Source organism: Vibrio sp. HB236076, assembly GCF_040957575.1.
Classification (GTDB): domain Bacteria; phylum Pseudomonadota; class Gammaproteobacteria; order Enterobacterales; family Vibrionaceae; genus Vibrio.
In genome coordinates this window covers 2244582-2266945 of the sequence record NZ_CP162601.1, presented here as the reverse complement: position 1 = coordinate 2266945, position 22364 = coordinate 2244582, and the positions used below count along the sequence as shown (strand labels likewise).

Annotated in this window: 18 protein-coding genes and 1 tRNA gene; 11 read left to right on the top strand and 8 right to left on the bottom strand. The window is 45.5% G+C overall.

The genetic code is table 11. The features are described from left to right. Positions 1-16: 16 nt before the first annotated feature. The 4 genes from AB0763_RS09850 (at position 17) to ybaK (ending at position 2647) form a co-directional block, all read left to right on the top strand. Entirely contained in the window at positions 17-400 is a 384-nt protein-coding gene (locus AB0763_RS09850; protein WP_306100839.1) for a SirB2 family protein, read from the top strand. Positions 401-425: 25 nt separating this feature from the next. After that, positions 426-1235 (top strand): SirB1 family protein, encoded by an 810-nt coding sequence (locus tag AB0763_RS09845; RefSeq protein WP_306100840.1) that lies wholly within the window; start codon positions 426-428, stop codon positions 1233-1235. Positions 1236-1250: 15 nt separating this feature from the next. Further along, the gene (kdsA, locus tag AB0763_RS09840; protein ID WP_306100841.1) at positions 1251-2102 is read left to right on the top strand and encodes a 3-deoxy-8-phosphooctulonate synthase; all 852 of its coding nucleotides are present in this window, start codon (positions 1251-1253) and stop codon (positions 2100-2102) included. Between the two features lie 71 nt (positions 2103-2173). Further along, complete coding sequence (gene ybaK, locus AB0763_RS09835; protein ID WP_306100842.1) at positions 2174-2647, top strand: Cys-tRNA(Pro) deacylase; 474 nt, start codon at positions 2174-2176, stop codon at positions 2645-2647. Positions 2648-2861: 214 nt separating this feature from the next. Here ybaK and rluF read toward each other — a convergent pair whose 3' ends face one another. Beyond that, a complete protein-coding gene (gene rluF / locus AB0763_RS09830; protein WP_306100843.1) occupies positions 2862-3869 on the bottom strand; it encodes a 23S rRNA pseudouridine(2604) synthase RluF in 1008 nt (335 codons plus the stop codon). A gap of 59 nt (positions 3870-3928) precedes the next feature. Next, positions 3929-4507, bottom strand: a complete 579-nt coding sequence (gene smrA / locus AB0763_RS09825) for a DNA endonuclease SmrA (protein ID WP_306100844.1) — start codon at positions 4505-4507, stop codon at positions 3929-3931. A 396-nt stretch (positions 4508-4903) separates the two neighbouring features. On the opposite strand from smrA, the gene AB0763_RS09820 reads away from it, so the two are divergent. Beyond that, positions 4904-4980: transfer RNA gene (locus AB0763_RS09820), tRNA-Pro, on the top strand. Positions 4981-6193: 1213 nt separating this feature from the next. Here AB0763_RS09820 and AB0763_RS09815 read toward each other — a convergent pair. Beyond that, positions 6194-7042 carry a TraB/GumN family protein gene (locus AB0763_RS09815; RefSeq protein ID WP_306100859.1) on the bottom strand — a complete coding sequence of 283 codons (849 nt, stop codon included), beginning with the start codon at positions 7040-7042 and terminating at the stop codon, positions 6194-6196. 128 nt (positions 7043-7170) lie between these two features. Beyond that, positions 7171-9903 carry a heavy metal translocating P-type ATPase gene (locus AB0763_RS09810; protein WP_306100860.1) on the bottom strand — a complete coding sequence of 911 codons (2733 nt, stop codon included), beginning with the start codon at positions 9901-9903 and terminating at the stop codon, positions 7171-7173. Positions 9904-10106: 203 nt separating this feature from the next. On the opposite strand from AB0763_RS09810, the gene gltX reads away from it, so the two are divergent. The 3 genes from gltX to AB0763_RS09795 all read left to right on the top strand — a co-directional run bounded on the left by gltX (position 10107) and on the right by AB0763_RS09795 (position 13673). Beyond that, positions 10107-11531, top strand: coding sequence for a glutamate--tRNA ligase (gltX, locus tag AB0763_RS09805; protein ID WP_306100861.1), 1425 nt, complete (start codon positions 10107-10109; stop codon positions 11529-11531). 139 nt (positions 11532-11670) lie between these two features. Further along, on the top strand, positions 11671-12201 hold the full coding sequence (locus AB0763_RS09800) for a PAS domain-containing protein (RefSeq protein ID WP_306100862.1): 531 nt from the start codon (positions 11671-11673) through the stop codon (positions 12199-12201). Further along, positions 12198-13673 (top strand): methyl-accepting chemotaxis protein, encoded by a 1476-nt coding sequence (locus tag AB0763_RS09795; RefSeq protein ID WP_306100863.1) that lies wholly within the window; start codon positions 12198-12200, stop codon positions 13671-13673. Before AB0763_RS09800 ends, AB0763_RS09795 begins: the two co-directional genes overlap by 4 nt. Before the next feature lie 37 nt (positions 13674-13710). On the opposite strand, the gene AB0763_RS09790 is transcribed toward AB0763_RS09795, so the two are convergent. Then, the gene (locus AB0763_RS09790) at positions 13711-14217 is read right to left on the bottom strand and encodes a Fe3+-citrate ABC transporter substrate-binding protein (RefSeq protein WP_306100864.1); all 507 of its coding nucleotides are present in this window, start codon (positions 14215-14217) and stop codon (positions 13711-13713) included. A 176-nt stretch (positions 14218-14393) separates the two neighbouring features. Then, entirely contained in the window at positions 14394-15491 is a 1098-nt protein-coding gene (locus tag AB0763_RS09785; protein ID WP_306100865.1) for a GNAT family N-acetyltransferase/peptidase C39 family protein, read from the bottom strand. A 69-nt stretch (positions 15492-15560) separates the two neighbouring features. Here AB0763_RS09785 and AB0763_RS09780 point away from each other — a divergent pair, with 69 nt between their 5' ends. Continuing rightward, on the top strand, positions 15561-17015 hold the full coding sequence (locus AB0763_RS09780; protein ID WP_306100866.1) for a RimK family protein: 1455 nt from the start codon (positions 15561-15563) through the stop codon (positions 17013-17015). A gap of 162 nt (positions 17016-17177) precedes the next feature. Further along, positions 17178-18452, top strand: a complete 1275-nt coding sequence (gene sbmA, locus AB0763_RS09775) for a peptide antibiotic transporter SbmA (protein WP_306100867.1) — start codon at positions 17178-17180, stop codon at positions 18450-18452. A gap of 103 nt (positions 18453-18555) precedes the next feature. On the opposite strand, the gene AB0763_RS09770 is transcribed toward sbmA, so the two are convergent. Both AB0763_RS09770 and AB0763_RS09765 read right to left on the bottom strand, forming a co-directional pair. Further along, the gene (locus AB0763_RS09770; RefSeq protein ID WP_306100868.1) at positions 18556-19662 is read right to left on the bottom strand and encodes a substrate-binding domain-containing protein; all 1107 of its coding nucleotides are present in this window, start codon (positions 19660-19662) and stop codon (positions 18556-18558) included. A gap of 349 nt (positions 19663-20011) precedes the next feature. After that, on the bottom strand, positions 20012-20890 hold the full coding sequence (locus tag AB0763_RS09765; protein WP_306100869.1) for a LysR family transcriptional regulator: 879 nt from the start codon (positions 20888-20890) through the stop codon (positions 20012-20014). A gap of 100 nt (positions 20891-20990) precedes the next feature. Between AB0763_RS09765 and AB0763_RS09760 the strand changes: the two genes are divergently transcribed. Then, a complete protein-coding gene (locus tag AB0763_RS09760; RefSeq protein WP_306100870.1) occupies positions 20991-22364 on the top strand; it encodes an NADH-quinone oxidoreductase subunit L in 1374 nt (457 codons plus the stop codon).

The following is a 22364-nucleotide window of genomic DNA, read 5'->3' as shown; positions in this document are numbered from 1 at the left end:
TGAGAGAACGATAACAATGTATGAAGCCTTAAAACACTTTCACTTTCTGACCATTGGGGTCAGTGTCGTGATGTTATCTCTGAGATACGTACTTGTTATGATGAACTCACCAAAAGTAAATCATAAATTTTTGAAAGTATTTCCACATGTCAATGATACTTTTTTGTTGTTATCCGGCATTGCCTTGATTTCGATGACCGGTTTTATCCCATTTACTGATGCAGCCCCCTGGTTAACAGAAAAGTTAACCTGTGTACTGGCTTATATCGCGTTGGGATTTTTTGCCCTTAAATTGGCCAATAATAAACTGCTGAGAACCTTTGCTTTTTTAGGCGCAATTGGCTGGTTGGCAATGGCGGGTAAAATTGCGGTGACGAAAATGCCGGTTTTATTTGGTTGAGGTAGGTTAAAATTAGGTGTCCGTCATGCAGACTTTTGTAGATGAAGACTTTGATAATATGTCCTTGGCAGAAGGGGCTTTGGCACTCAATGAGGCCATTGACCCGACAACAGAGGTCCACTGGGCAAAACAAGAATTAGAGCGACTCGCTCAACATGCTGAACAATTCGTGTCAGTCGAAGCGGATGAATACCAACGCTTGGATGCGTTGTTGCGTTTGTTTTATCGCCAGTGGCAGTTTCAAGAAGATATCGAAAATTATTACAGTTCGCAAAATGGTTTTGTCGATAAGGTGCTAAAGCGCCGCAAAGGGGTACCAGTGAGCTTAGGGGTCATTTTTATTTACCTTGCTCAGCGCTTAAATTTACCCGTGAGCGGTGTGGTGTTTCCGACTCAGTTCATTTTGCGTGTCGATTGGCCAGATAGGCCGGTTAGGTTTATCAATCCGGCCAACGGTGACGATGTGAGTACCCATGTATTACACGCTTGGTTAAAGGGAAAAGAAGGCCAGTTAGCCGAACTCAAAAATGAGTACTTGCAAAAAAGCGATCATCCTACCGTGATCGGGCGTTGGCTCGGAATGTGTAAAAATATGCTACTGCAAGAAGAAAAATACGATTTGGCGCTTGCGTGTACCAATTTGGCTCTGATTTTAGTGCCCGATGATCCTTATGAAATCAGAGATCGCGGGTTTATTTACCAGCAACTCGAGTGCCCGCAAATCGCGGCGAATGATTTTCAATTTTTTGTTGAGCAATGCCCGAACGATCCTGTTACTGATCTGCTAAAAACACAAATCAGTGATTTAAATCATACTCCTGTCACGTTGCACTAACCAAAGAGAATTACCATGGAACAGAAAACTGTAAAAATTGGCCATATTGACGTGGCAAACGATAAGCCATTCACCTTGTTTGCTGGAATGAATGTACTGGAATCACGCGATATGGCGATGCAAATCTGTGAGCACTATGTAAAAGTGACAGAGAAACTCGGCATTCCTTATGTGTTTAAAGCGTCTTTTGATAAGGCAAACCGCAGTTCAGTTCACTCCTATCGCGGCCCTGGTTTGGAAGAAGGCATGAAAATATTCCAAGAGTTGAAAGAGACTTTTGGGGTTAAAATCATCACCGATGTCCACACAGAAGCGCAATGTCAACCTGTCGCCGATGTGGTAGATGTTATTCAGTTGCCGGCGTTTCTCGCTCGTCAAACCGACCTGGTTGAAGCGATGGCGAAAACTGGCGCCGTTATCAATGTCAAAAAACCTCAATTTATGAGCCCAGGTCAAGTGGGCAATATTGTTGAGAAATTCGCTGAATGTGGCAACGATAACATCATCTTATGCGAACGCGGTGCATGCCATGGTTACGATAACCTTGTGGTTGATATGCTTGGTTTTGGTGTAATGAAAAAAGCGTCACAGGGCAGCCCAATCATCTTTGATGTCACGCATTCTTTGCAAATGCGCGATCCGTCTGGTGCTGCTTCAGGAGGCCGCCGTGAGCAAACCGTTGAGCTTGCTAAAGCTGGCTTGGCAACGGGTATTGCCGGTTTGTTTATTGAAGCGCACCCAACGCCAGATCAAGCCAAGTGTGATGGTCCATCGGCGTTGCCTTTAGATAAGTTAGAGCCATTTTTGGTGCAAATGAAAGCCTTAGATGATTTGATTAAAGGTTTTGAGCACATTGACATCAAGTAATTAAGACAGCCTGGTGAAAAAGAGTCGGATTACCGGCTCTTTTTTTGACCACCGAGATAAGGAGATCTAAGGTGACCCCCGCAATTGAATTGGCTGAAAAGCGCAAGATTTCTTATACCCTCCATCAGTATCAGCACGACCCCAGAGCGACCAGTTTTGGCCTTGAAGCCGCTGAAGCTTTAGGACAAGACGCCAATAAAGTGTTTAAGACCCTACTTGTCAGTTTAAATGGCAACGCAAAAGAATTAGCCGTTACGATTATTCCCGTTGCTCACCATCTCAATTTAAAGCAAGCCGCTAAAGCATTGGGCGTGAAAAAAGTGGCGATGGCTGACCCGAAGATAGCTGAGACAACAACCGGTTATATCCTCGGTGGTATCAGTCCACTCGGTCAGAAAAAAGCCTTACCAACAGTGCTGGATGTCAGTGCTCAAGCCTGGCAAACCATTTGTGTCAGTGCAGGGAGAAGGGGGCTGGAAATTGAGTTGTCCGCCAGTGACTTGTTAGCCCTAACCCGGGGAAAAGTCGCAAAGCTGATCGATTGAAACAGGGAAGCCTCACTTTATAATGAGGCACTGTAGCCGGTGAACACGTCGCAAGTGGCATTAAACAAGAACGAGTAAAGTGATTGCTTTACTCGTACTCAATAGAAAATGCCGACTTGGTCTTTAGGCTTTTTCCCTCAGCGACGACCAACTGCGGAGCTAACTCGGGTGGTTTTCGTTCATTCAACCATTGAGCGACATGTTGATGTTGGGATCACTTTTTTAATGACAAGGTTCCTCCCGAAGTACGGGCTCTGGTCTCGCTATTGTTTGATGAATGGGATGACTTGCGACGTTGTGGATTTACTGTGCTTGGCTTGTTCTTGTTTCCTTTGTTTGGTGAGTGACGGAAACGATCGGCATCACGGCCTTGGTAAGAACGCGCTTTTGGGTTGCGACGCGCTTTGGAGTCTTGATTTTCTGCTCGGCTATCAAACAACTTGGCATCGGTGGCTTTGTGAATCCGTTGCCCTTTAGCATTGTACTTTGAGGCTTCTTCGGTACCGGTGGAGTTATCACATAATTGCAATAAAGTGGCGACCTCACTGTCGTCTAAATAACGCCAATGCCCGTTAGGTAGACCATCAATGGTGATGTTCATAATTCTTACTCGGCGCAGTTTGAGAACTTGATAGCCGAGCGCTTCGCACATTCTGCGGATTTGACGATTCAACCCTTGAGTTAACACAATGCGAAAAGAGAATTTGGTTTCTTGTTGGATCTGACAAGGCAAGGTGACCGTGTCTAAGATCTCGACGCCAGACGCCATTTTTTTGATGAAGGCAGCCGTGATAGGTTTATCGACCCGTACCACGTATTCTTTTTCGTGTTGGTTACCCGCACGCAGGATTTTGTTGACAATGTCGCCATCATTGGTCAAAAAAATCAAACCGTCTGACGGTTTGTCGAGACGACCAATCGGGAAAATACGTTCCTTATGACCAATAAAGTCGACGATGTTACCGGGGATGTCTCGTTCGGTAGTGCAGGTGATGCCCGTTGGTTTATTTAAGGCGATGTAGATGGTTTTCGGCTTGGCTTTTAGAGGCTTGCCATCGATAGCTACTTGATCGCCAGAATGAACTTGCATGCCCATTTCCGGGGCCTGACCATTAATGGTTACTCGGCCTTGCTCGATAAGGCGGTCAGCTTCTCTGCGTGAGCAAAACCCCGTTTCACTGATGAATTTATTAAGGCGTTTACTTTGTGCTGATGTGGTCATGGTTTACGTTTCCCAACGGCTGTGAATTTAAGGGGCGATAGTCTAACAGTAATCTGGACTTATCCAAGGCGTTTTTGGTGCCTTTCTCGTGTTTCTAGTTTTTTTTCCGCGCTCTTTCTCAGTAAGACATACACCGCACCGCTGCCACCATGAAATCGCTGTGCGCTGTGCACGCATTGTACATCTCTGATTTGTGTTAACCAGTGGGCGACGTAGCTTTTCATTAACGCGGGTGGATTCGCGCCTGCGCCTTTGCCATGAACAATTAACGCGGTACGTATGTCCATTCTCAAGCATTGTTTTAAAAAGGAAACCACTTCGTTTCTTGCTTGCTCAAGGCTTTTTTTGTGTAGATCCAGTTTGGCTTGAATGGGGTATTTACCCAAACGCAATTTGCGATAGACACCGTCTTGTACTCCATCCCTTTTGTATTCCACGATATCTTCGGGTTTGATCATTGGTGCGTTATCAAGGGTGAGGTAGTCTTCGGACTCTTCGCCAAGCCACATCGCCGCTTGGCGCTTGGCGAGGTGTGCATCGGTGACTTGGTGACGTTTTTTGTGAAGGGTTGTGTCTTGGACTAAGGGTTTTACATCGCCCATCATTTGTTGAAAAAGATCCAAATCATCATCTTTCATGGTCACACTTCTCTTTAATAGCCATAAAGGGTTAATACTAAGCATCAATGTGTGGGAATCAAGATAATTTGTGTGAAAAATAAAAAAGAAACCGGAGTGATAAAGTGTCACTCCGGTGCGCTGACATATGTGCCGTGACGCGAGATCTAGTGAGGAGATTTGTCAAAAGAAGCCGTTGAAAAGTAAGCTGTTCAACTGGGCTTTTACGTGACAAGCTCAGTATAACGAAATGATTTCCTTTTGGTCTGATCCAGATCAATAGACATTAGGTATAAAATAATAATTAAACACAGCGGGTTTGATGTTTGTTTGAGCAGTCGGTTTTCTTTTTTTGAAAACCCCTTGCACTGAACAAAAAAATCAGTAGTATACGCCCACATCGACAAGATGTCGTCTCGGTGAATAGCGCAGCTTGGTAGCGCATCTGGTTTGGGACCAGAGGGTCGGGGGTTCGAATCCCTCTTCACCGACCACATTCTAAAGCCTCGTCAGCAATGACGGGGCTTTTTTGTTATGGCTATAGTCATGGTTGAGCACTGAGGGTCGGGGTCTGGAAGCCCAGCCGCGTCGAATCCCTCTTCACCGACCACATTCTAAAGCCTCGTCAGCAATGACGGGGCTTTTTTGTTATGGCTATAGTCATGGTTGAGCACTGAGGGTCGGGGTCTGGAAGCCCAGCCGCGTCGAATCCCTCTTCACCGACCACATTCTAAAGCCTCGTCAGCAATGACGGGGCTTTTTTGTTATGGCTATAGTCATGGTTGAGCACTGAGGGTCGGGGTCTGGAAGCCCAGCCGCGTCGAATCCCTCTTCACCGACCACATTCTAAAGCCTCGTCAGCAATGACGGGGCTTTTTTGTTATGGCTATAGTCATGGTTGAGCACTGAGGGTCGGGGTCTGGAAGCCCAGCCGCGTCGAATCCCTCTTCACCGACCACATTTTAAAGCCTCGTCAGCAATGACGGGGCTTTTTTGTTATGGCTATAGTCATGGTTGAGCACTGAGGGCCGGGGTCTGGAAGCCCAGCCGCGTCGAATCCCTCTTCACCGACCACATTCTAAAGCCTCGTCAGCAATGACGGGGCTTTTTTGTTATGGCTATAGTCATGGTTGAGCACTGAGGGTCGGGGTCTGGAAGCCCAGCCGCGTCGAATCCCTCTTCACCGACCACATTTTAAAGCCTCGTCAGTAATGACGAGGCTTTTTTGTTATGGCTATAGTCATGGCTGAGCACTGAGGGCCGGGGTCTGAAAGCCCAGCCGCGTCGAATCCCTCTTCACCGACCACATTTTAAAGCCTCGTCAGCAATGACGAGGCTTTTTTGTTATGGCAATAGTCATGGTTGAGCACTGAGGGTCGGGGTCTGGAAGCCCAGCCGCGTCGAATCCCTCTTCACCGACCACATTCTAAAGCCTCGTCAGCAATGACGGGGCTTTTTTGTTATGGCTATAGTTATGGCTGAGCACTGAGGGTCGGGGTCTGGAAGCCCAGCCGCGTCGAATCCCTCTTCACGACCACATTATAAAGCCTCGTCAGCAATGACGGGGCTTTTTTGTTATGGCTATAGTCATGGTTGAGCACTGAGGGTCGGGGTCTGGAAGCCCAGCCGCGTCGAATCCCTCTTCACCGACCACATTCTAAAGCCTCGTCAGCAATGACGGGGCTTTTTTGTTTCAAGAAAACATCGCTAGTTTGGTGATGTGCTGTTGGGGGCACTGAGCGTATAACCATGCTGCTCAAGGTAATCGAGTAGGTTATTCGGACCCAATAAATGCAGAGCACCGACCACGACTAAATAGCGATTTCCTGAGGTAAAGTTGTCTGGATCAGACAGCTCTTTTGCCCAGCGCTGATTGCGTTCATACAACAAGGTGTGTTGCAAAGTATCAGGTAAGCTCTGCGCATCACTTAAGCGCTGTAATTGCTTTGCATTGCCATTCTTCCAAGCCTGGACTAAGAGCTTTAATCGCGATGGGGTGGTGGTAAAGTCTTCTATCGCTGAGAGCAGTAAGTTCAGTCCTTCATCTTCACTGTTGGCCAACATATCCAATTGCTGTTGCGCACTTTCTAGACCGATGACGGGGATCTGCTCGTCTTGAGCTCGTTCAATGAGATAATGATCAATGCCGAGCTCGACTTGGTAGCCCAGTTTTTTCAGTTGTGAGTATTGTAATAAAATCGCACTTCGCCAAGGAGGCAAAGCGAGTAATGTTTTGGGGTTGAGTTCGATTTGTTGGGCTATGTGTTTGAGCTGCGTGATTTGTGGTTTGGTTAGCCATTGCTCAGTACGTTGTTGATTGGGGTAATCCAGTTGTGGGGATGAATGAATATCAGCTTCAACGACGATTGCATCACTTGAAGACAAAAATTGCATAACCGGCTTAGGCAGAGGGTATAAATCCTCACGGCCGACGTGTATTGAACCGAGTAACATGAGTTGAGTCCCCGCTTTTTCTGCCGTCCAGAAAAGGGGAGTGGCGTGTAAGCTGAATGTAGAAAGCCAAAGGCCAAAACAGGTTAAAGGGAGCCATTTCATGGTGGGTTATCCTTGTTGTGTGTCCTTTTAACCCTAGCATTGCCTTGTTCTAGTAAGCAAGACAAAGCCGCTCAGTCATTCGAGGATGACTGAGCGTTGCTTGGGCGTTCCAGGTCAATAACGTGGCGCTATGAGGTAAAGTGCTTAAGGCGATGAGCATTGAGCACCACGGTAATTGAAGACAGTGCCATCGCGCTGCCCGCAACAACAGGGTTGAGTAATACCCCCCAGAGCGGATATAAAATGCCAGCGGCGACAGGAATACCTAAACAATTGTAAAGAAAAGCCCCTACGAGATTTTGTTTGATGTTTTTCATGGTCGCTTTTGACAGGGCAATAGCCTCGATTAAAGCGTATGGGCTTGATTTCAATAGCGTCATATGTGCGGTTGAAATCGCAATGTCACTGCCATTGCCCATGGCGATACCCATATCGGCCTGGGCGAGTGCGGGAGCGTCATTAATGCCATCACCGACCATCGCAACGCGTTGCCCTTGTTGCTGATATTGAACCAAATAATCGTATTTTTGTTCCGGGAGAACGTGCGCCACAACGGTGTCGATACCTAATTGTTCACCAACTCGAGTCGCCACGTAATGGTCATCACCGGTTAACATCACGGTGTTAATACCCAGTTGTTTTAAATGGCTAATGGTTTGCTTTGCATCGGGTTTGATTGTGTCAGCGACCCCAACCAGACCCACCATATGACCATCAAGTGCTAAGCCAATCGGGGTCCATGCTTGCTGTTGGTATGTGCGAATGCTGTCTGAGAACTCTTGGCAATCAATCGCATGTTGTTTGAGAAAGTCTAAGGAACCTAGTAAGGCAACCTGCTGGTGATACTGCCCTTTGACGCCTTGGCCTGTGACACTTTCAAATTGCTCAACGTCAGCAGCGAGCACTTTTTTCTGTTGGCTAAATTGACAGATCGCCTGAGCAAGCGGGTGTTCTGAGCCTTGCTCTAAACCATAAAACAGCGCTAATACCTCTTGTTGGGCGTGTGATTGAGCGGTGACAAAGTCTTGTACTTGGGGTTTTCCCTGCGTCAGGGTACCTGTTTTATCAAACACCACAGTGTTGATTTTACTGGCTTGTTGCAGTGCATCGGCGTCTTTTATTAAAATCCCCAATTGCGCCGCTTTGCCAACTGCCGTTGTGATGGACAGGGGAGTGGCCAACCCCAAAGCGCAAGGACAGGCAATAATGAGTACCGTGGTGGCGACGACCATCATATAGTTGAGCTGTGGTTCAGGCCCCCAAAGCCACCAAATCAGAGCGGAGAGCAAAGCAATAACGATGACGACAGGCACAAAAACCGCCGCCACTTGATCCACCAGTTGTGCGATTTTAGGTTTGCTACTTTGCGCTTGCCGCACTCGGGCAATTATGTTGGCCAATACTGTGTCTTCTCCGACACCAGTGGCTTCGATGATCACACTGCCTTGCTGGTTTTGAGTACCGGCACTGACATCGTACCCCGGGCTTTTGGAGACGGGCATCGACTCTCCTGTTAGCATGGATTCATCGAAAAAAGACTCGCCTTTGATAATGCGCCCATCGACGGGGACCCGACTGCCAGGAGTGACGCGTAAATGCATGCCCAGTGCGACGTGCTTAAGTGCGATTTCCTGGTCGCCTTGCTCTGTGACCCTAAGTGCGGTTTGAGGTTGCAATTGCACCAATTGTTGCAAAGATTTTGTCGTATCTTGCTTTGCTTTTGTTTGAATATAGTGACCCAAAGAGATCAATCCGATGATCATGGCACTGGCTTCAAAATAAAGGTGACGAGATTGCTCAGGAAAAGCACCCGGCCAAATGACGACGCACATGGAGTAAAGCCAGGCCGCCCCGGTCCCAAGTGCGACTAGGGTATCCATGGTCGTGCGGCCAAATTTAATGGCTTGCCATGCATGGATAAAAAAGTGTCTGCCGACCGTAGCGAGTAAGGCAAAGCACAAAATGCCAATCGAGCCCCAAGCCCATTGCTGAGATGCCGTTGTGACTTGCATACTGCCACCGAGCGCTCCCCACAGCATCAAGGGGACACCGGTAGCGAGCCCGGCAATTGCTCCGTATTGATAGTCTTTTTTCTGTTTAAACAGTTGTTGGCTCTGGGCGGTTTGCAATTGATCATGAACGACAAAATCCGCTTGATAGCCAGCTTGTTGTACTGACTGACGTATTGCCTTTTTGTCACTGTCTGACAACGAATGGGTGTAAATTAACGCACTTTGCTCCGCTAAGCTAACTTGTGTTTTTTGTACGCCTTGGTGATGATTGAGTGCCTTTTCTACTGATGCGACACAACTCGCGCATGTCATGCCTTCGATGACTAAATAATAAGATTCGAGATCGTTTGTTTCTTGTCGGGTTGTGCGTTTTTCGTAAGAGGGCGAGCGAGAGCTTGGCTCTTGTTGTGTCAAAGGTGAAGACGACGAGTGAGTATCGACGTGAGTTTGGTCATTAACGCTGCTGTCTGTGATACTCTCGGCTTGATAACCTAGCTCTGATACCATGGCCTGTAGCTCGAGGTCGCTCAGAGTCGTCGACACTTTAAGATAATCGGTGTCGAGAGATTGTACGGCAATCTTGTCACTTTTCTCGAGTTGACGCTGCAGTTTATTGACACAAGCCTGGCAGCTTAATCCCAGCAGTCGATAGTGTTTTTGCGAGCCAACATGGTAACCGTATTCCTCGAAGGTGTGTTCAAGGACGGACAAAGGGACACGTTCCTCTAATGTTAATGTCTCTTTATCAAGGGCTGAGAAGGCGATGCCGTGACGCTCTAGCGCACGCTTAGCTTTATCGACACATTGATGGCAGTGTAAGCCGTGAATTGGTAATGTCGTGTTGCTCATTTTTATTACCCTCCATACAGAATTTGATTTTTATCCTAAGGCTTGTCTTAGGGGGAAGGTCAATCGTTGAACTGGATAAAAAGCGAAATGAAAAATGACGCTAGATCTCGCTCTCAGGTTGTAGAATTGCCAAGCAGTGGTAAAATACGCCGACAAAATCAAGGGTGTTACTCGACCCCTCAGTTAATCCCAAAGGAATTCAAATGACGGTTAAAACTCGTTTTGCTCCAAGCCCAACTGGCTTCTTACACGTAGGCGGTGCTCGAACTGCGCTTTACTCTTGGTTGTACGCCAAAAACCAAGGCGGTGAGTTTGTCCTTCGCATCGAAGACACTGATTTAGAGCGTTCGACTCAAGAAGCGGTCGATGCCATTCTTGAGGGGATGAATTGGCTTGGTCTTGAATGGGATGAGGGCCCTTACTACCAAACAAAGCGTTTTGATCGTTATAACCAAGAGGTCGACAAACTGTTGGCCGCGGATCTCGCTTATAAATGTTACGCCTCGAAAGAATTGTTGGATGAAGTGCGAGCGGAGCAAGAAGCAAACAAGCAATCGCCGCGTTACGATGCCAATCATCCTAAAATAAAAGCAGCTAACGAGGCAGCTAAACCGAGTGACCCTTGTGTGGTTCGCTTCCGCAACCCCAAACAAGGCTCGGTTGTCTTTGAAGACCAAATTCGCGGTCGTATTGAAATTGGCAATGATCAACTAGACGATTTGATTATTCGTCGCACGGATGGCTCACCAACCTACAACTTCTGCGTGGTCGTTGATGACTGGGATATGGGCATTACCCATGTGGTACGCGGTGAAGACCACATTAACAATACCCCGCGTCAGATCAATATCTATCGAGCTTTAGGTGCGCCAGTACCGGTGTTTGCCCACTGTGCAATGATCTTAGGCGATGACGGCGCCAAGCTGTCAAAACGCCACGGCGCAGTCTCTGTGATGCAATATCGCGATCAGGGTTATTTACCAGAAGCACTGAATAATTACTTAGTGCGTTTAGGTTGGTCTCATGGCGATCAAGAAATCTTTTCACAACAAGAAATGATTGATCTATTTAGCTTAGATGCGATTTCTCGCTCGGCCTCTGCGTTTAATACTGAAAAGCTTAACTGGTTAAATAATCACTATATTAAGACGTTAGACGCCAACTATGTTGCTGAGCATTTACAATGGCATATCGAAGAGCAAAAACTCGATACTCGCCATGGCCCTGCAGTCAGCGATGTGGTCAGCTTAGTGGGGGAGCGCTGTGACACCTTGGTTCAACTCACAGAGCAAATTCGTTATTTTTATGAAGACTTTAGCGAGTTTGATCCGGCTGCTGCTAAAAAGCACTTACGCGGCGTTGCCAAAGAGCCATTGGCTCTTGCGAAAGCGAAAATCGAAGCCTTGAATGACTGGAGTGTTGAAGCGCTTCACGGGGTTATCAAAGCCGTCTGTGATGAGCTTGAGATTGGCATGGGTAAAATTGGTATGCCGCTTCGCGTTGCCGTGACCGGTGGCGGTCAATCACCATCGGTTGATGCCGTGATGCACTTAATTGGTCAAGAGCGCGTCATTAAGCGCATTGACATGGCTTTGGACTTTATTACTGAGCGCGAAGCGAACGCTTAATTTGGTCTGTCGGTAGTGTAACTCTATTAAAATGCAGCCTAATGGCTGCATTTTTTATGCCTAAGGGAATTTGACGATCGTAAAAAGCCTATTATGCTTATATGAAATAATAATAATATTTCTATGTCAGAGGTTAGGTATGGCAGGACAAGAAGTCTCGTTTGATCCCAGTGAACTTATCGTCAGCAAAACGGATTTACAAGGAAAAATTGCTTACGTCAATCGTACCTTCATGAAAGTAGCCAATTTTAATGAAGCTCAGCTTTTGGGCTTTGATCACAATATTATTCGCCATGCTGAGATGCCGAAAGGGGTTTTTTATGGACTTTGGAAAACCTTAAAAAGCGGCGAAGAGTTTTTCGGTTTTATCAAAAACCGAACGGCTGAAAATAATTATTATTGGGTGTTTGCTAATATTACGCCTGATAAAGTGGATGGTGAGACCGTTGGGTATTATTCAGTACGACGCTATGCACCCCCTCAAGCCCTAAACATCATCATTCCCCTCTATCAACAAGCCCTAGACATTGAAGCGCAAACCCCGAAAGCGCAGGCTGGGGAAAAAAGTTGGCATTGGATTCAGTCACAACTCGAACAGCAGTATCAATTGAGTTATGAGCCCTGTGTTATTCATCTCTATCAGCAATTTAGTCGTGGGGATGTGGCATGAAAACCAGTCTATCTAGCCGAAATGTCCCGCTTTTAAAACACAAGTTCATTTATTGGAGTCTATTTTTTATTGGCATGACTACCCTGTTAGCCGTTAACGATATCATCACTCAAGGCTTTGGTTTGTTAAATATACTCTCACCTTGCATTGTCGTGGTTTTTTCGATCATTGCCTATATCGACTATCGCAAACCTTTGGAGACTTTACTCCGAATAAAGCAGGTTTTAGATGAGGCATGCCGTGGTAAAACGCACATCCGAATTACCCATACCAAAGGATTAGGGGAAGTTGGGCATGTCGCTTGGGCATTGAATCAATTTCTTGATATTGTCGAGACCAATTTTAAAGAGCTTTCTAACAGTTTTCACAAAAGCAGTCATCGTCAGTTTTATCGACGTGGTCTGGTTGTTGGCATGCCTGGCGAGTTTGGCTTAATGATGAAAAATGTCAATCAAGCCATTGAGAGTATGAAAGAAGCAGATACCTTTTCACGCCAAAACCGCTTGATGAGTGAACTGCACCATCAAAATACCTCCCACTTATTGCACAATTTAAAAAACAATCAACAAGAGCTGGTGAGTTTGGGAAGCAAGATGGGCAATGTCGTTGATATCGCCAAAGAAAGTGGTATCGGGGCTCGCAATAGCCTTAATTTAGTTTCGGGGTTAGTCAGTGATCTAGATGAAGTGAACCAGCACATGACGAGTATGGAGCGCACGGCCAATCAATTGGGTAAACAAAGTGATGTGATTGCAAATACGGTTAAGATCATCACGGAAATTGCTGAGCAAACGAATTTGCTGGCGTTAAATGCGGCCATCGAAGCTGCCCGCGCAGGGGAGGTGGGACGAGGATTTGCTGTGGTGGCCGACGAAGTTAGGCAGTTAGCGGATCGCACGCGCAGCTCAACGGCAGAAATCGGTACGGTAATAGGAACATTGACCTCTGATATAGAGCAAATGATGGCCAAAACCTCGGCGACAGGGCAAAAAGTCGCTGACGTGTCATTATCGGTTCAGGGGTTTGAAGAGCAGTTTGAGCAGGTCGCATCGTCATCGGAGCAAACAACATTGGTGGCGAGGCAAGCTAAAGACTCCGCCTTTGCATCACTGGTCAAACTTGACCATGTGATTTATATGCAAAATGGCTACATTGGGCTTGAAAAAAACGGTGAGGGTGCCGAAGCCGATGAAGTACAAGTCGATCATTTACACTGCCGTTTAGGGCAGTGGTATTACGAAGGGGAAGGGAAAAACAGTTACGCGAATCTAGAGGCGTATCGCGATTTAGAGAAGTACCATCAACAGGTCCATCAAGAGGTCCAATCGGCAATGAAGTTGGTCAAAGACGATTGGATGCAAAACGATGACGTGTTACTTGACCTCGTGAGTCATATCGAAAAAGCCGAACAAGCTAGCGCCGCTGTTATTCGCGCCATCAGCGACATGGTAAAGGAAAAACACTATGGGTAATCGGTGATAAAGCGCTGTGCTAGCAAACTAAATGGGATTACTTGAGATCGATACTGTTGAGCCGGCCCATAAACACCAGCAATTCTAAGCTGTCTTTGTGGGCTTGAAGTAGCGCTTTTTTGGTTTGTGAGTAGGCTGCTAATTTGCCATATTTGTTGATTGAACGAACTATGGTGCGATACTTGTAAGCCCCTTCTTCATTAAACTCGCGCCACTTGGCAATGTAACACGCATCGCGATGATCTGGATCGACTTGGGTTGGGTTGGGTTTATAAATGATTTTAGGCTCTAGGCTGTGTGGTAGCCGAGTCATTAAATATGGGTCTTTGAGTACTTTCGTCCAGAATTTCCCCCACATTTGTTTGCCCAGTTTATTTCTAAGGGCGATGGCTTTTTTTAACGCTTTCTCTTCGCCAATTTTTATAAAGCCGATCGAGCGATGCAGCACGGTGTCATCGGGGGTGTGTATGTGGACTTTGAACGCGGTTTTCCCTTTCGAGATGAAGCGATGCCCGGTATTGGTAATTAAGTTGCTTTTTGTCATCGTTTTAATTACAAAGCAGTCATTAATGATTAGAGCTTAAAATACAATCCCTATCAGCGAAAGGGGACACTTTCGCTGGCATGGAGTTAATGCTCTTTTTCTCAAAAATGATACACATGGGTCTTCTTTTTGAGATGAGAGTCAATATTGGCGCTATGAGTTCGGAGTGAGTATTCCTAGCGGGTTTTACTTTTGGTAATGATCACACAGCAGGTATGCTTTTGTTTACCAAAGCCAAGAATTTGGTTCAGGGCGGTTTTGTTAATTGGTACAGAGGCAGAGCTCACCAATTGGTTTGGATTTTCAACACTGGGATCGTGAAAAAAGAAAAAGTCATCGCTCATACCGCTAAGAACAATCCAATGCGGCTCTTTATTGCCATTAAAACGGTAAGTGCTGATTAAGACCAAGACACAAGCGTGTTCCTTTAACCAAGTTTCAAGTTGTTGAATGTTTGGTGCTTTGGTCAATACAGGGATATTGGCTTGTTCTAATTGCTGACAAAAATCGTCGTGGACCAATTCAATGATCGCTTTTTTCTCAACCTGACGGACAGAGTCAACAAATGGCGTACCGGATGATTGAGACCAAAGCTCAACCCCATATCCGCGGCGGTGAGCGGCTAACGCTAACCCATGCCCACTACACCCGCCATGCCCAGCGGCCATAAAAACCGTTGTTGCTTCTCGCCATAGCTGTATTTCTTGTTGTCGGCTCGGTTGATAGTGAGGGTTGAGCGTCGCAAAACTCATCTGTAGGCAAGCCGCACCGCAGGTAAAAGGGGTGGTTTGGACATACAAAGGCATAGGAAGTGACACTTGGGCTTTGTCTGGAATTAAGCGCTTTTGTAGCCGTAAGCCATCTGCGAGATCATCGTAATAATGCACTAAGGTTTTGAGCGTTTTAAAGCCCATTTTTTCATAGAGTGCTCGGGCCGAAAAATTATCTTCCCTGACTTCTAATCTTAACGTAATGTATCCCTTAGATACCGCAATAGTCTCGCATTGCTTGAGCAGTTGTCTGGCAATACCTTGACCTTGGTATTGAGGTGCAATGGCGATTGAATAAAGCCGACAAAGCAACGTACCTCGATGAAATAACATCAAAGCATACCCAGTTATGGTTTGTTCTTTGAACGCAAGTATAAAAGCATTATGAGTTGAATTGATAAAGCGCTTCATCTGTCTTGCCGAGAGCTTATCTCCAGGAAAGACTTGTTCCTCGATAGAGAGTAGTTCTGGAATATCAGCAAGTTGTGCAGCTCGAAACTTCATTGTTAGGTTCACATCTGAAAAAGTGGCTTTATTTAATCTCAATTTGTTTAATTTCGCCAGAGGAAATTCATGGCCAGTATTTTAATTGTTACCGATGAAGAGCAAGATTGGAAAAACTACTTTCCATCTGATCAGGTAGTTACGGTAGAGCAGTATTTGGAAGATACCTCATTATCGAATGAGCGACGTTATCAAGTGATCAATTTGTGTCGACGTTATGACTACATGAGTAGTGGCTACTATTGTTCATTAATGGCTGAAGCGCGTGGCCATAATGTGATTCCCAATGTAATGACCATTAATGATCTCAATCAGCCTTTTGTCTCCTATTGGCCACAAAGCGATTTTGAAGCTTGTGAGGTGACAGGGAATACCATTGAGGCAAAAGTGTTTTTTGGTCATAGCGCCCATCGCGGTTTTGATAAGGTGGCACGCAAGGTGTTCGCTTTATTTATGATCCCCGTGATTGAAGTGCGTTTTCACTTACAACAGAACGGCCAGTGGCACTTAGAATCCATAACGCCGTTGCCTTTTCAAGACCTCAATGATGAAGAGCAGACACTGTTTGCAAAAGCGCTTGAATCGTTCTCGCACAAAGTCTGGCGTACTCGTAAACAAAGTAAGCGTTATCGCTATGATTTAGCGCTTTTAGTCGATGATAATGAAAAAATGCCACCTTCGGATAAAGCCGCATTAAAGCGCTTTCGCAAAGCGGCGCAAAGATTGTCGATTAATATGACACCGATTGGCCCTGGGGATATTACACGTTTAGGTGAGTTTGATGGCTTGTTTATTCGCGCCACCACCAACATTAGTAACTTCACTTATCAGTTCGCTAAGGCAGCACAAGATCTCGGGCTGGTTGTCATGGATGACCCTGAATCTATTATGAAGTGTACCAATAAAGTCTTTTTAACAGAGTTACTCACTCGTAATAAGGTGTCGATCCCACCGAGCGTTATTTTGCGCAAAGGAAATCAAAGAGCACTGTCTCAAGCGATACAAGAAATAGGGTTTCCCATGGTACTGAAAGTACCTGACGGCGCGTTTTCCGTCGGTGTCGTCAAAGTAACGGATGAGCAGTCTCTGAACGATAAAGCCAATATTATTTTCGATAAAAGCGCGTTGATTTTAGCCCAAGCTTATATGCCCACCGATTATGATTGGCGTATTGGGGTGTTAAATCGACAGCCGATTTTTGCTTGCCAATACATGATGAGTCGAGGGCATTGGCAAATTTATCAGCATCACGACAGCGGTCGCGTGTCATCGGGTGGCTTTACCACACTCGATATTAAGCAAGCGCCCAAACACGTTGTCGATGTTGCTGTTCGTGCCGCTAATCTGATCGGCAGTGGTTTGTATGGCGTTGATGTCAAAGAGGTGGATGGCAAAGCGTACGTTATTGAAGTCAATGACAACCCGAGTATTGATCACCATGTCGAAGATGCCTTTTTAGGCGATTTACTTTACGAGCGCATCATTACAGAATTTTTGCGTCGCATACAATTAAGGGGTTTTTAACGGTCAGTGATTAAATTCGTATGGCTATTGAATTTTCAAGGCCTTATATGGTCGAATAGACGAGCCACCAAGGAAGGTGACAAAGGGTAGTCGTGTTCGGTGGCGATGTTTCTTGATCTTGTCACCGACTCACTGATTTTAACGATAAAGAGGACGCGGTTCGTGTTTGACTCATTTTTTCCAAAACCGAAATGGTTTTTTCTTAGTTTTTCCCTGTGGTCTATTTTATGTGTCGTGAGTTGGTATTGCGGTATCAATGATCTCGGCCAACAATTGAGTCTGGCACATTGGGTTAATATTGACTTTCCAGCGCCCTTATTACCCGATGCAAGTGAGCCGATGAAAGCGGAGTTTGAATCGCTGAGCACGCAAGCGATTAACGCTTGGCAGTATCAATACATGTTGTTTTGTTATGCCGCATTTTGTCTGTTTTGGATCAAAGTCGGCGGGCAAAAGTGGGCGAAGTGGTCGGTGCTTGGCTCGGCCTTAATCGTATTTATTACTTGGTTTTTGGTCGAAGTGAACGTCATGCTCAATGAGTGGTACGGTGATTTTTACAACCTCATTCAAACGGCATTGTCTAAACCTGACAGTATTACCATCGAGCAGTTTTATCATGAATTGTCATCGGTGGCGGTTATTTTAATGGTGGCTATTACTGTGTCAGTACTCAATAGCTTTTTTGTCAGCCACTTCGTTTTCCGCTGGCGCACGGCAATGACAGAGTACTACACCAAAATGTGGCATAAGGTTAGACACATCGAAGGGGCTTCTCAGCGTATTCAAGAAGATACCATGCGTTTCGCTTCCATTGTTGAGGGACTTGGGGTGAGCTTTCTCAACTCAGTGATGACACTGATTGCGTTTTTGCCTATTTTATGGGGGTTATCAGGTTACGTTAAAGAGGTCCCTATTTTTGGCGAGGTACCACAAGCATTGGTGTTTGTGGCGATCATTTGGTCTATTTTTGGTACCACGTTATTGGCACTTTCAGGCATAAAGCTACCAGGGCTTGAGTTTAACAATCAAAAAGTGGAAGCTGCTTACCGTAAAGAATTGGTGTACGGTGAAGATTTCGCTGACCGCGCCCAACCACCAACGCTTAAAGATTTGTTTTCGAATGTACGTCAAAGTTATTTTAAGCTTTATCTTCACTATGTGTATTTTAATATAGTGCGCTATGGCTATTTGCAAGTCGGTGCATTTATCCCCTTGATTGTATTGGCACCGTCTATTGTGGCAGGTGCATTCACATTAGGTGTTATGCAGCGTATCCTCAATGCGTTTAATCAAGTTGAGAACTCCTTTCAATACTTGGTTAACTCATGGACCACCATTGTCGAATTGATGTCGATCTACAAACGTCTTAAAGCGTTCGAAAAACAGATTGATCACACCCCCGAAGGTGCTTCAGAGTTAGCTTACGACAACGACTGAGTGCCCATATACGGACAAAAGGGACAACCTGAAGTTGTCCCTTTTCATTTGTCTCTCATTCAATCAATTGGGTGCTGTAACCATTGCTCTATCGGTAAGAGGATTACTGATTCCAAGCGTCAGAATAAAATTCTCTATAACCATTGTCCGGATCATAAGTATTTCTATCACCACCGGCTTCATCGATATTATCAGGCGTTACGAGATGTACGGGGGTGACGTAATTACTGATCGGTTTTTTATTAAACAGCCGATTGAGTTCATCAATGGTTTGCCAGCCGTGCAAGTTGAGCGGTTCGGCCACGGTCGCAACCTGAAAATCTTTATTGCGAATTCGTTCAAAAGCTGACTGACTACCATCGCCAGCAGAGATATTTTTTGGTGCATTGGTTTGATTTTTGCCCAAAGAGTGTAACGTTGGGGCCATATAGTCGAAATAGAGATCGTTTATGGCAAGTGTGTACCCATATTGGCCTTTGAAATCTTGTATGAGGTTATAGGTGAGCTTGGGAATGCGACTTGACGTTTTGGCGAGTGGTTCATCGATATAATTCAAAACCTTACAGCTCCGACATTTTTTAATATAGTCTTCCATCACTTTGGCTTTGTGAATTGCAATTTTATAAGCACTGTCGGTTAAGATGACCACATTGGCGCGACCATTTGAATCGGCGATGGCGTACATGGCCGAGACTTTTGCTACGTCATCTGAGGAGCTGGTGATGTTGGTTGAAATATAATACTTTGGCATGGGGCCAGGGTCTGGGCTCGCGTGCCAAGCGACGGTTTTGATGCCTGCGGTGTGGGATTTTTTTAATAATGTTTCCATTTTATCCGGGTTAAAGCCACCAACTACGATGCCGTCTGGATTTAAGCTGATGGCTTGCTCAAGCGCTGAGTATTGGCCGTCAAAGGTGCCAGCACCGTCGATAATCCGCGTTTTCCACCCTATTGCTCTGCTCGCTTCCATAAACCCTTTCACAACCCCTAAAACACCATTGTTTTTTAGATCTGAAGTGACAAAAATAACGGTTTTATTTTTCGCCGCTTGAGGAGTATTGGGCAATGTAAAAGGAGGGAATTGGGTCGATGATGCTTTTTTAACAACAGATTTGGCATGTTGAATATAGTCATTGGTTGAGTTTGCCCAAGTTGGGGCGGTGGTGAAAACAGACACCACAACGGTTGAAATAACAATGAGCATTTTCATAGATATAACCTTTCCTCTTTATATGGGCAAATGAGAGTATTGTTGCTAACTATTTAGTCAGTCGATGTAATAGACAATCGTTTGCTTAATTTCTGATTGCTTTAAGTCGTACTTAAATAAACATAGTTTAAATGTGACAGACAGAAGGACATTCATTTGAAATAAACGAATTATTGTGAGGAGGTTATAATTTTCAAGCTGTAAAATCACAGGTGTGTGTACTCAATTTGCCGATCATCTAACAGTGTTTTTAATTTGCAACGCATGTAAAGCCGGGAGTTGCATTTTGCTTAATTCCACTAGTTATCATTGAAATACGTATTTATTGAGCTCATAGTTTTTATTGAGATCATGGTGTCAATGGGCGAAACAAAATGTCGAGCTTAGGGTGAACCATTTTTCGCTTCACGGTAACGGCATAAAAACTCTCGTAGACACTTGGCAGTTGCACATAGCTGCTTAATTGATGATTATCGAGCTCATCTTTGACCACTACTTCCGGCATTACCGCTAGCGCCTGGGTATCTCGTGCCAACAATCGCAGCATGGCCATGTCATCGGATTCGGCGACAATTTCTGGCTGCAAATTATATTGTGCTGACAGGGCGTCAAACGCACTGCGCAGTGCACTCTCACCGTAGGGGAGTACCCAGCGTTGATTTTGATAACTGTCATCTAGGGAAGTATTTAAAGGCAAGCCTGGTGGTCCAATAATGGAAACCGCTTGTCTGGCGAGTACTCGTGTTTGCCAATGCGGTTTGTGTGAGCCACTCACGGCAATCGTAGTCAGTGCAATGTCGAGTTGCAGTTCGTTTAGTGCATTGAGTAGCCCGGCTTGACTCATGGATTGCAAGGTGTAACGACAATCACTTTGATTGATGAGGGGTTGTATAAATTGCTCAGTAAAGTTTCTCGATAGAGTAGAAAGAATACCGATTCTTAACGTGGCACCGGGCAGGGCTTTACCACTGGTCAATAAGGTGGTGAGCTCTTCACCATTTCTAAAAATATCTTCAGCGTAACTCAAGGCGTGATAACCACTTTCAGTCAACTGTAAGTTTCGTCCTTTGCGTTCAAAAAGTTGAACGTTAAATGATTGTTCTAACTGCTTTATTTGCGCAGACAATGCCGATTGCGAGATGTGTAGCTCTTGAGCAGTATGGGTGAGGTTACCTTTCTTGGCGACTTGCCAAAAATAAAAAAGGTGATGGTAATTGAGTCTGTCCATGAGTTCTTTAAAAGTGAACGTTTAGTTATTTATAATATATTTTACTTAATGAAAGTAAAGTCGCACAATAGACATTACGTTTTAATGTGTGAGATTTGTCATGCTTTCTCTATTTCTCTTAACCCCTTTGAAATACAGCTTATTGGGACTTATTGCGATCCTTGGCGCGACCATTTTGCGTTACAGCTGGGTTGCATTCGCCGGAGAGTCAGACCGTCGCCGCTTTTTACAGGCTTTACTGATGACCATGGGCTCCGTTGTTTTGGTGATCATCAGTAACCACTTGGTGGTGTTTTGGTTAGCTTGGGTGGCGGTAAGCCTTTGCTTACATCGGTTGATTTTATTTTACCCATTAAGGCCACGTGCACAGCTTGCTGCTCACAAAAAGTTTCTTCTCGCCCGTTTTAGTGAAGGGCTGCTTGCCATTGCATTTGTTTTTCTCTATCACCAGTTTGATACCTTCTCCATTCATGACATTGTGCATTTGGCCGCGACTCAAGGTCCGAGCATCAGTGTGTCGATTGCGGCGACGTTATTGGCGGTGGTTGCCATGATCAAGTGTGCTCAACTGCCTGCTCATGGCTGGTTGATTCAGGTGGTCGAAGCACCCACCCCGGTTTCTGCTTTGTTACATGCAGGGATCGTTAACCTCGGTGGTATCTTGTTATTGTTTTTTGCCCCTATTTTGGCGGCCAGTGCATTGGCCTCCTGGTTAGTGATCATCCTTGCGGGAGTCAGTACTGTTGTTGCTGGATTGATCAGCACAACTCGGATCAGCATCAAGGTTAAATTGGCTTGGTCTACCAGCTCTCAAATGGGACTGATGTTAGTTGAAGTGGCATTAGGGCTTTATGAGATGGCGTTGTTGCACTTGTTTGCTCACTCGTTTTACAAGGCGTATTCCTTCTTAAACAGCGGCAATACGGTCAATCATTATCTGGCGGCAAAGCTGGCCGGTAAAGTGAAGCCGTCAATTCGTCATTGGGGGTGGGCATTGGCACTGTCGGCATTGGTGTTAATCGTGGGGCAAGTGCTGTTTAGTGTCATGACCAGTGCTGCAGCAACCATGCTGGTTTGGTTTGCTTTAGCCGCGCTAATACTGCCAAGTATTGCTCATCAGGCGCCGGTCAAAGCTAGGGCAATCAGTATCGCAATGTCATTGGGGTTGTCAGCTTTGTTACTGACCTTATACACACTGGCTAAGCATAACTTGGCACCTTTGATGGGCTTGGATGCGCCATTAAACCTGTATGCCGATTTGTTTATTGCTGTGTTGTTTGAAATTTTGTTTGTGTTGTCCATCGCTCTTCAATATTGGCCACATCATCCTTGGGTTAAAAAATTATTTATCTGGCTTAACGCCGGAGCCTACTTAGATGAGTGGGCAACGCGGATCACACTGCGCTTATGGCCGAGTAGTACATTAATTCAAATGCAGAGCGCTCAGTGGCAATCAAAATCAGAGGTAAAATAA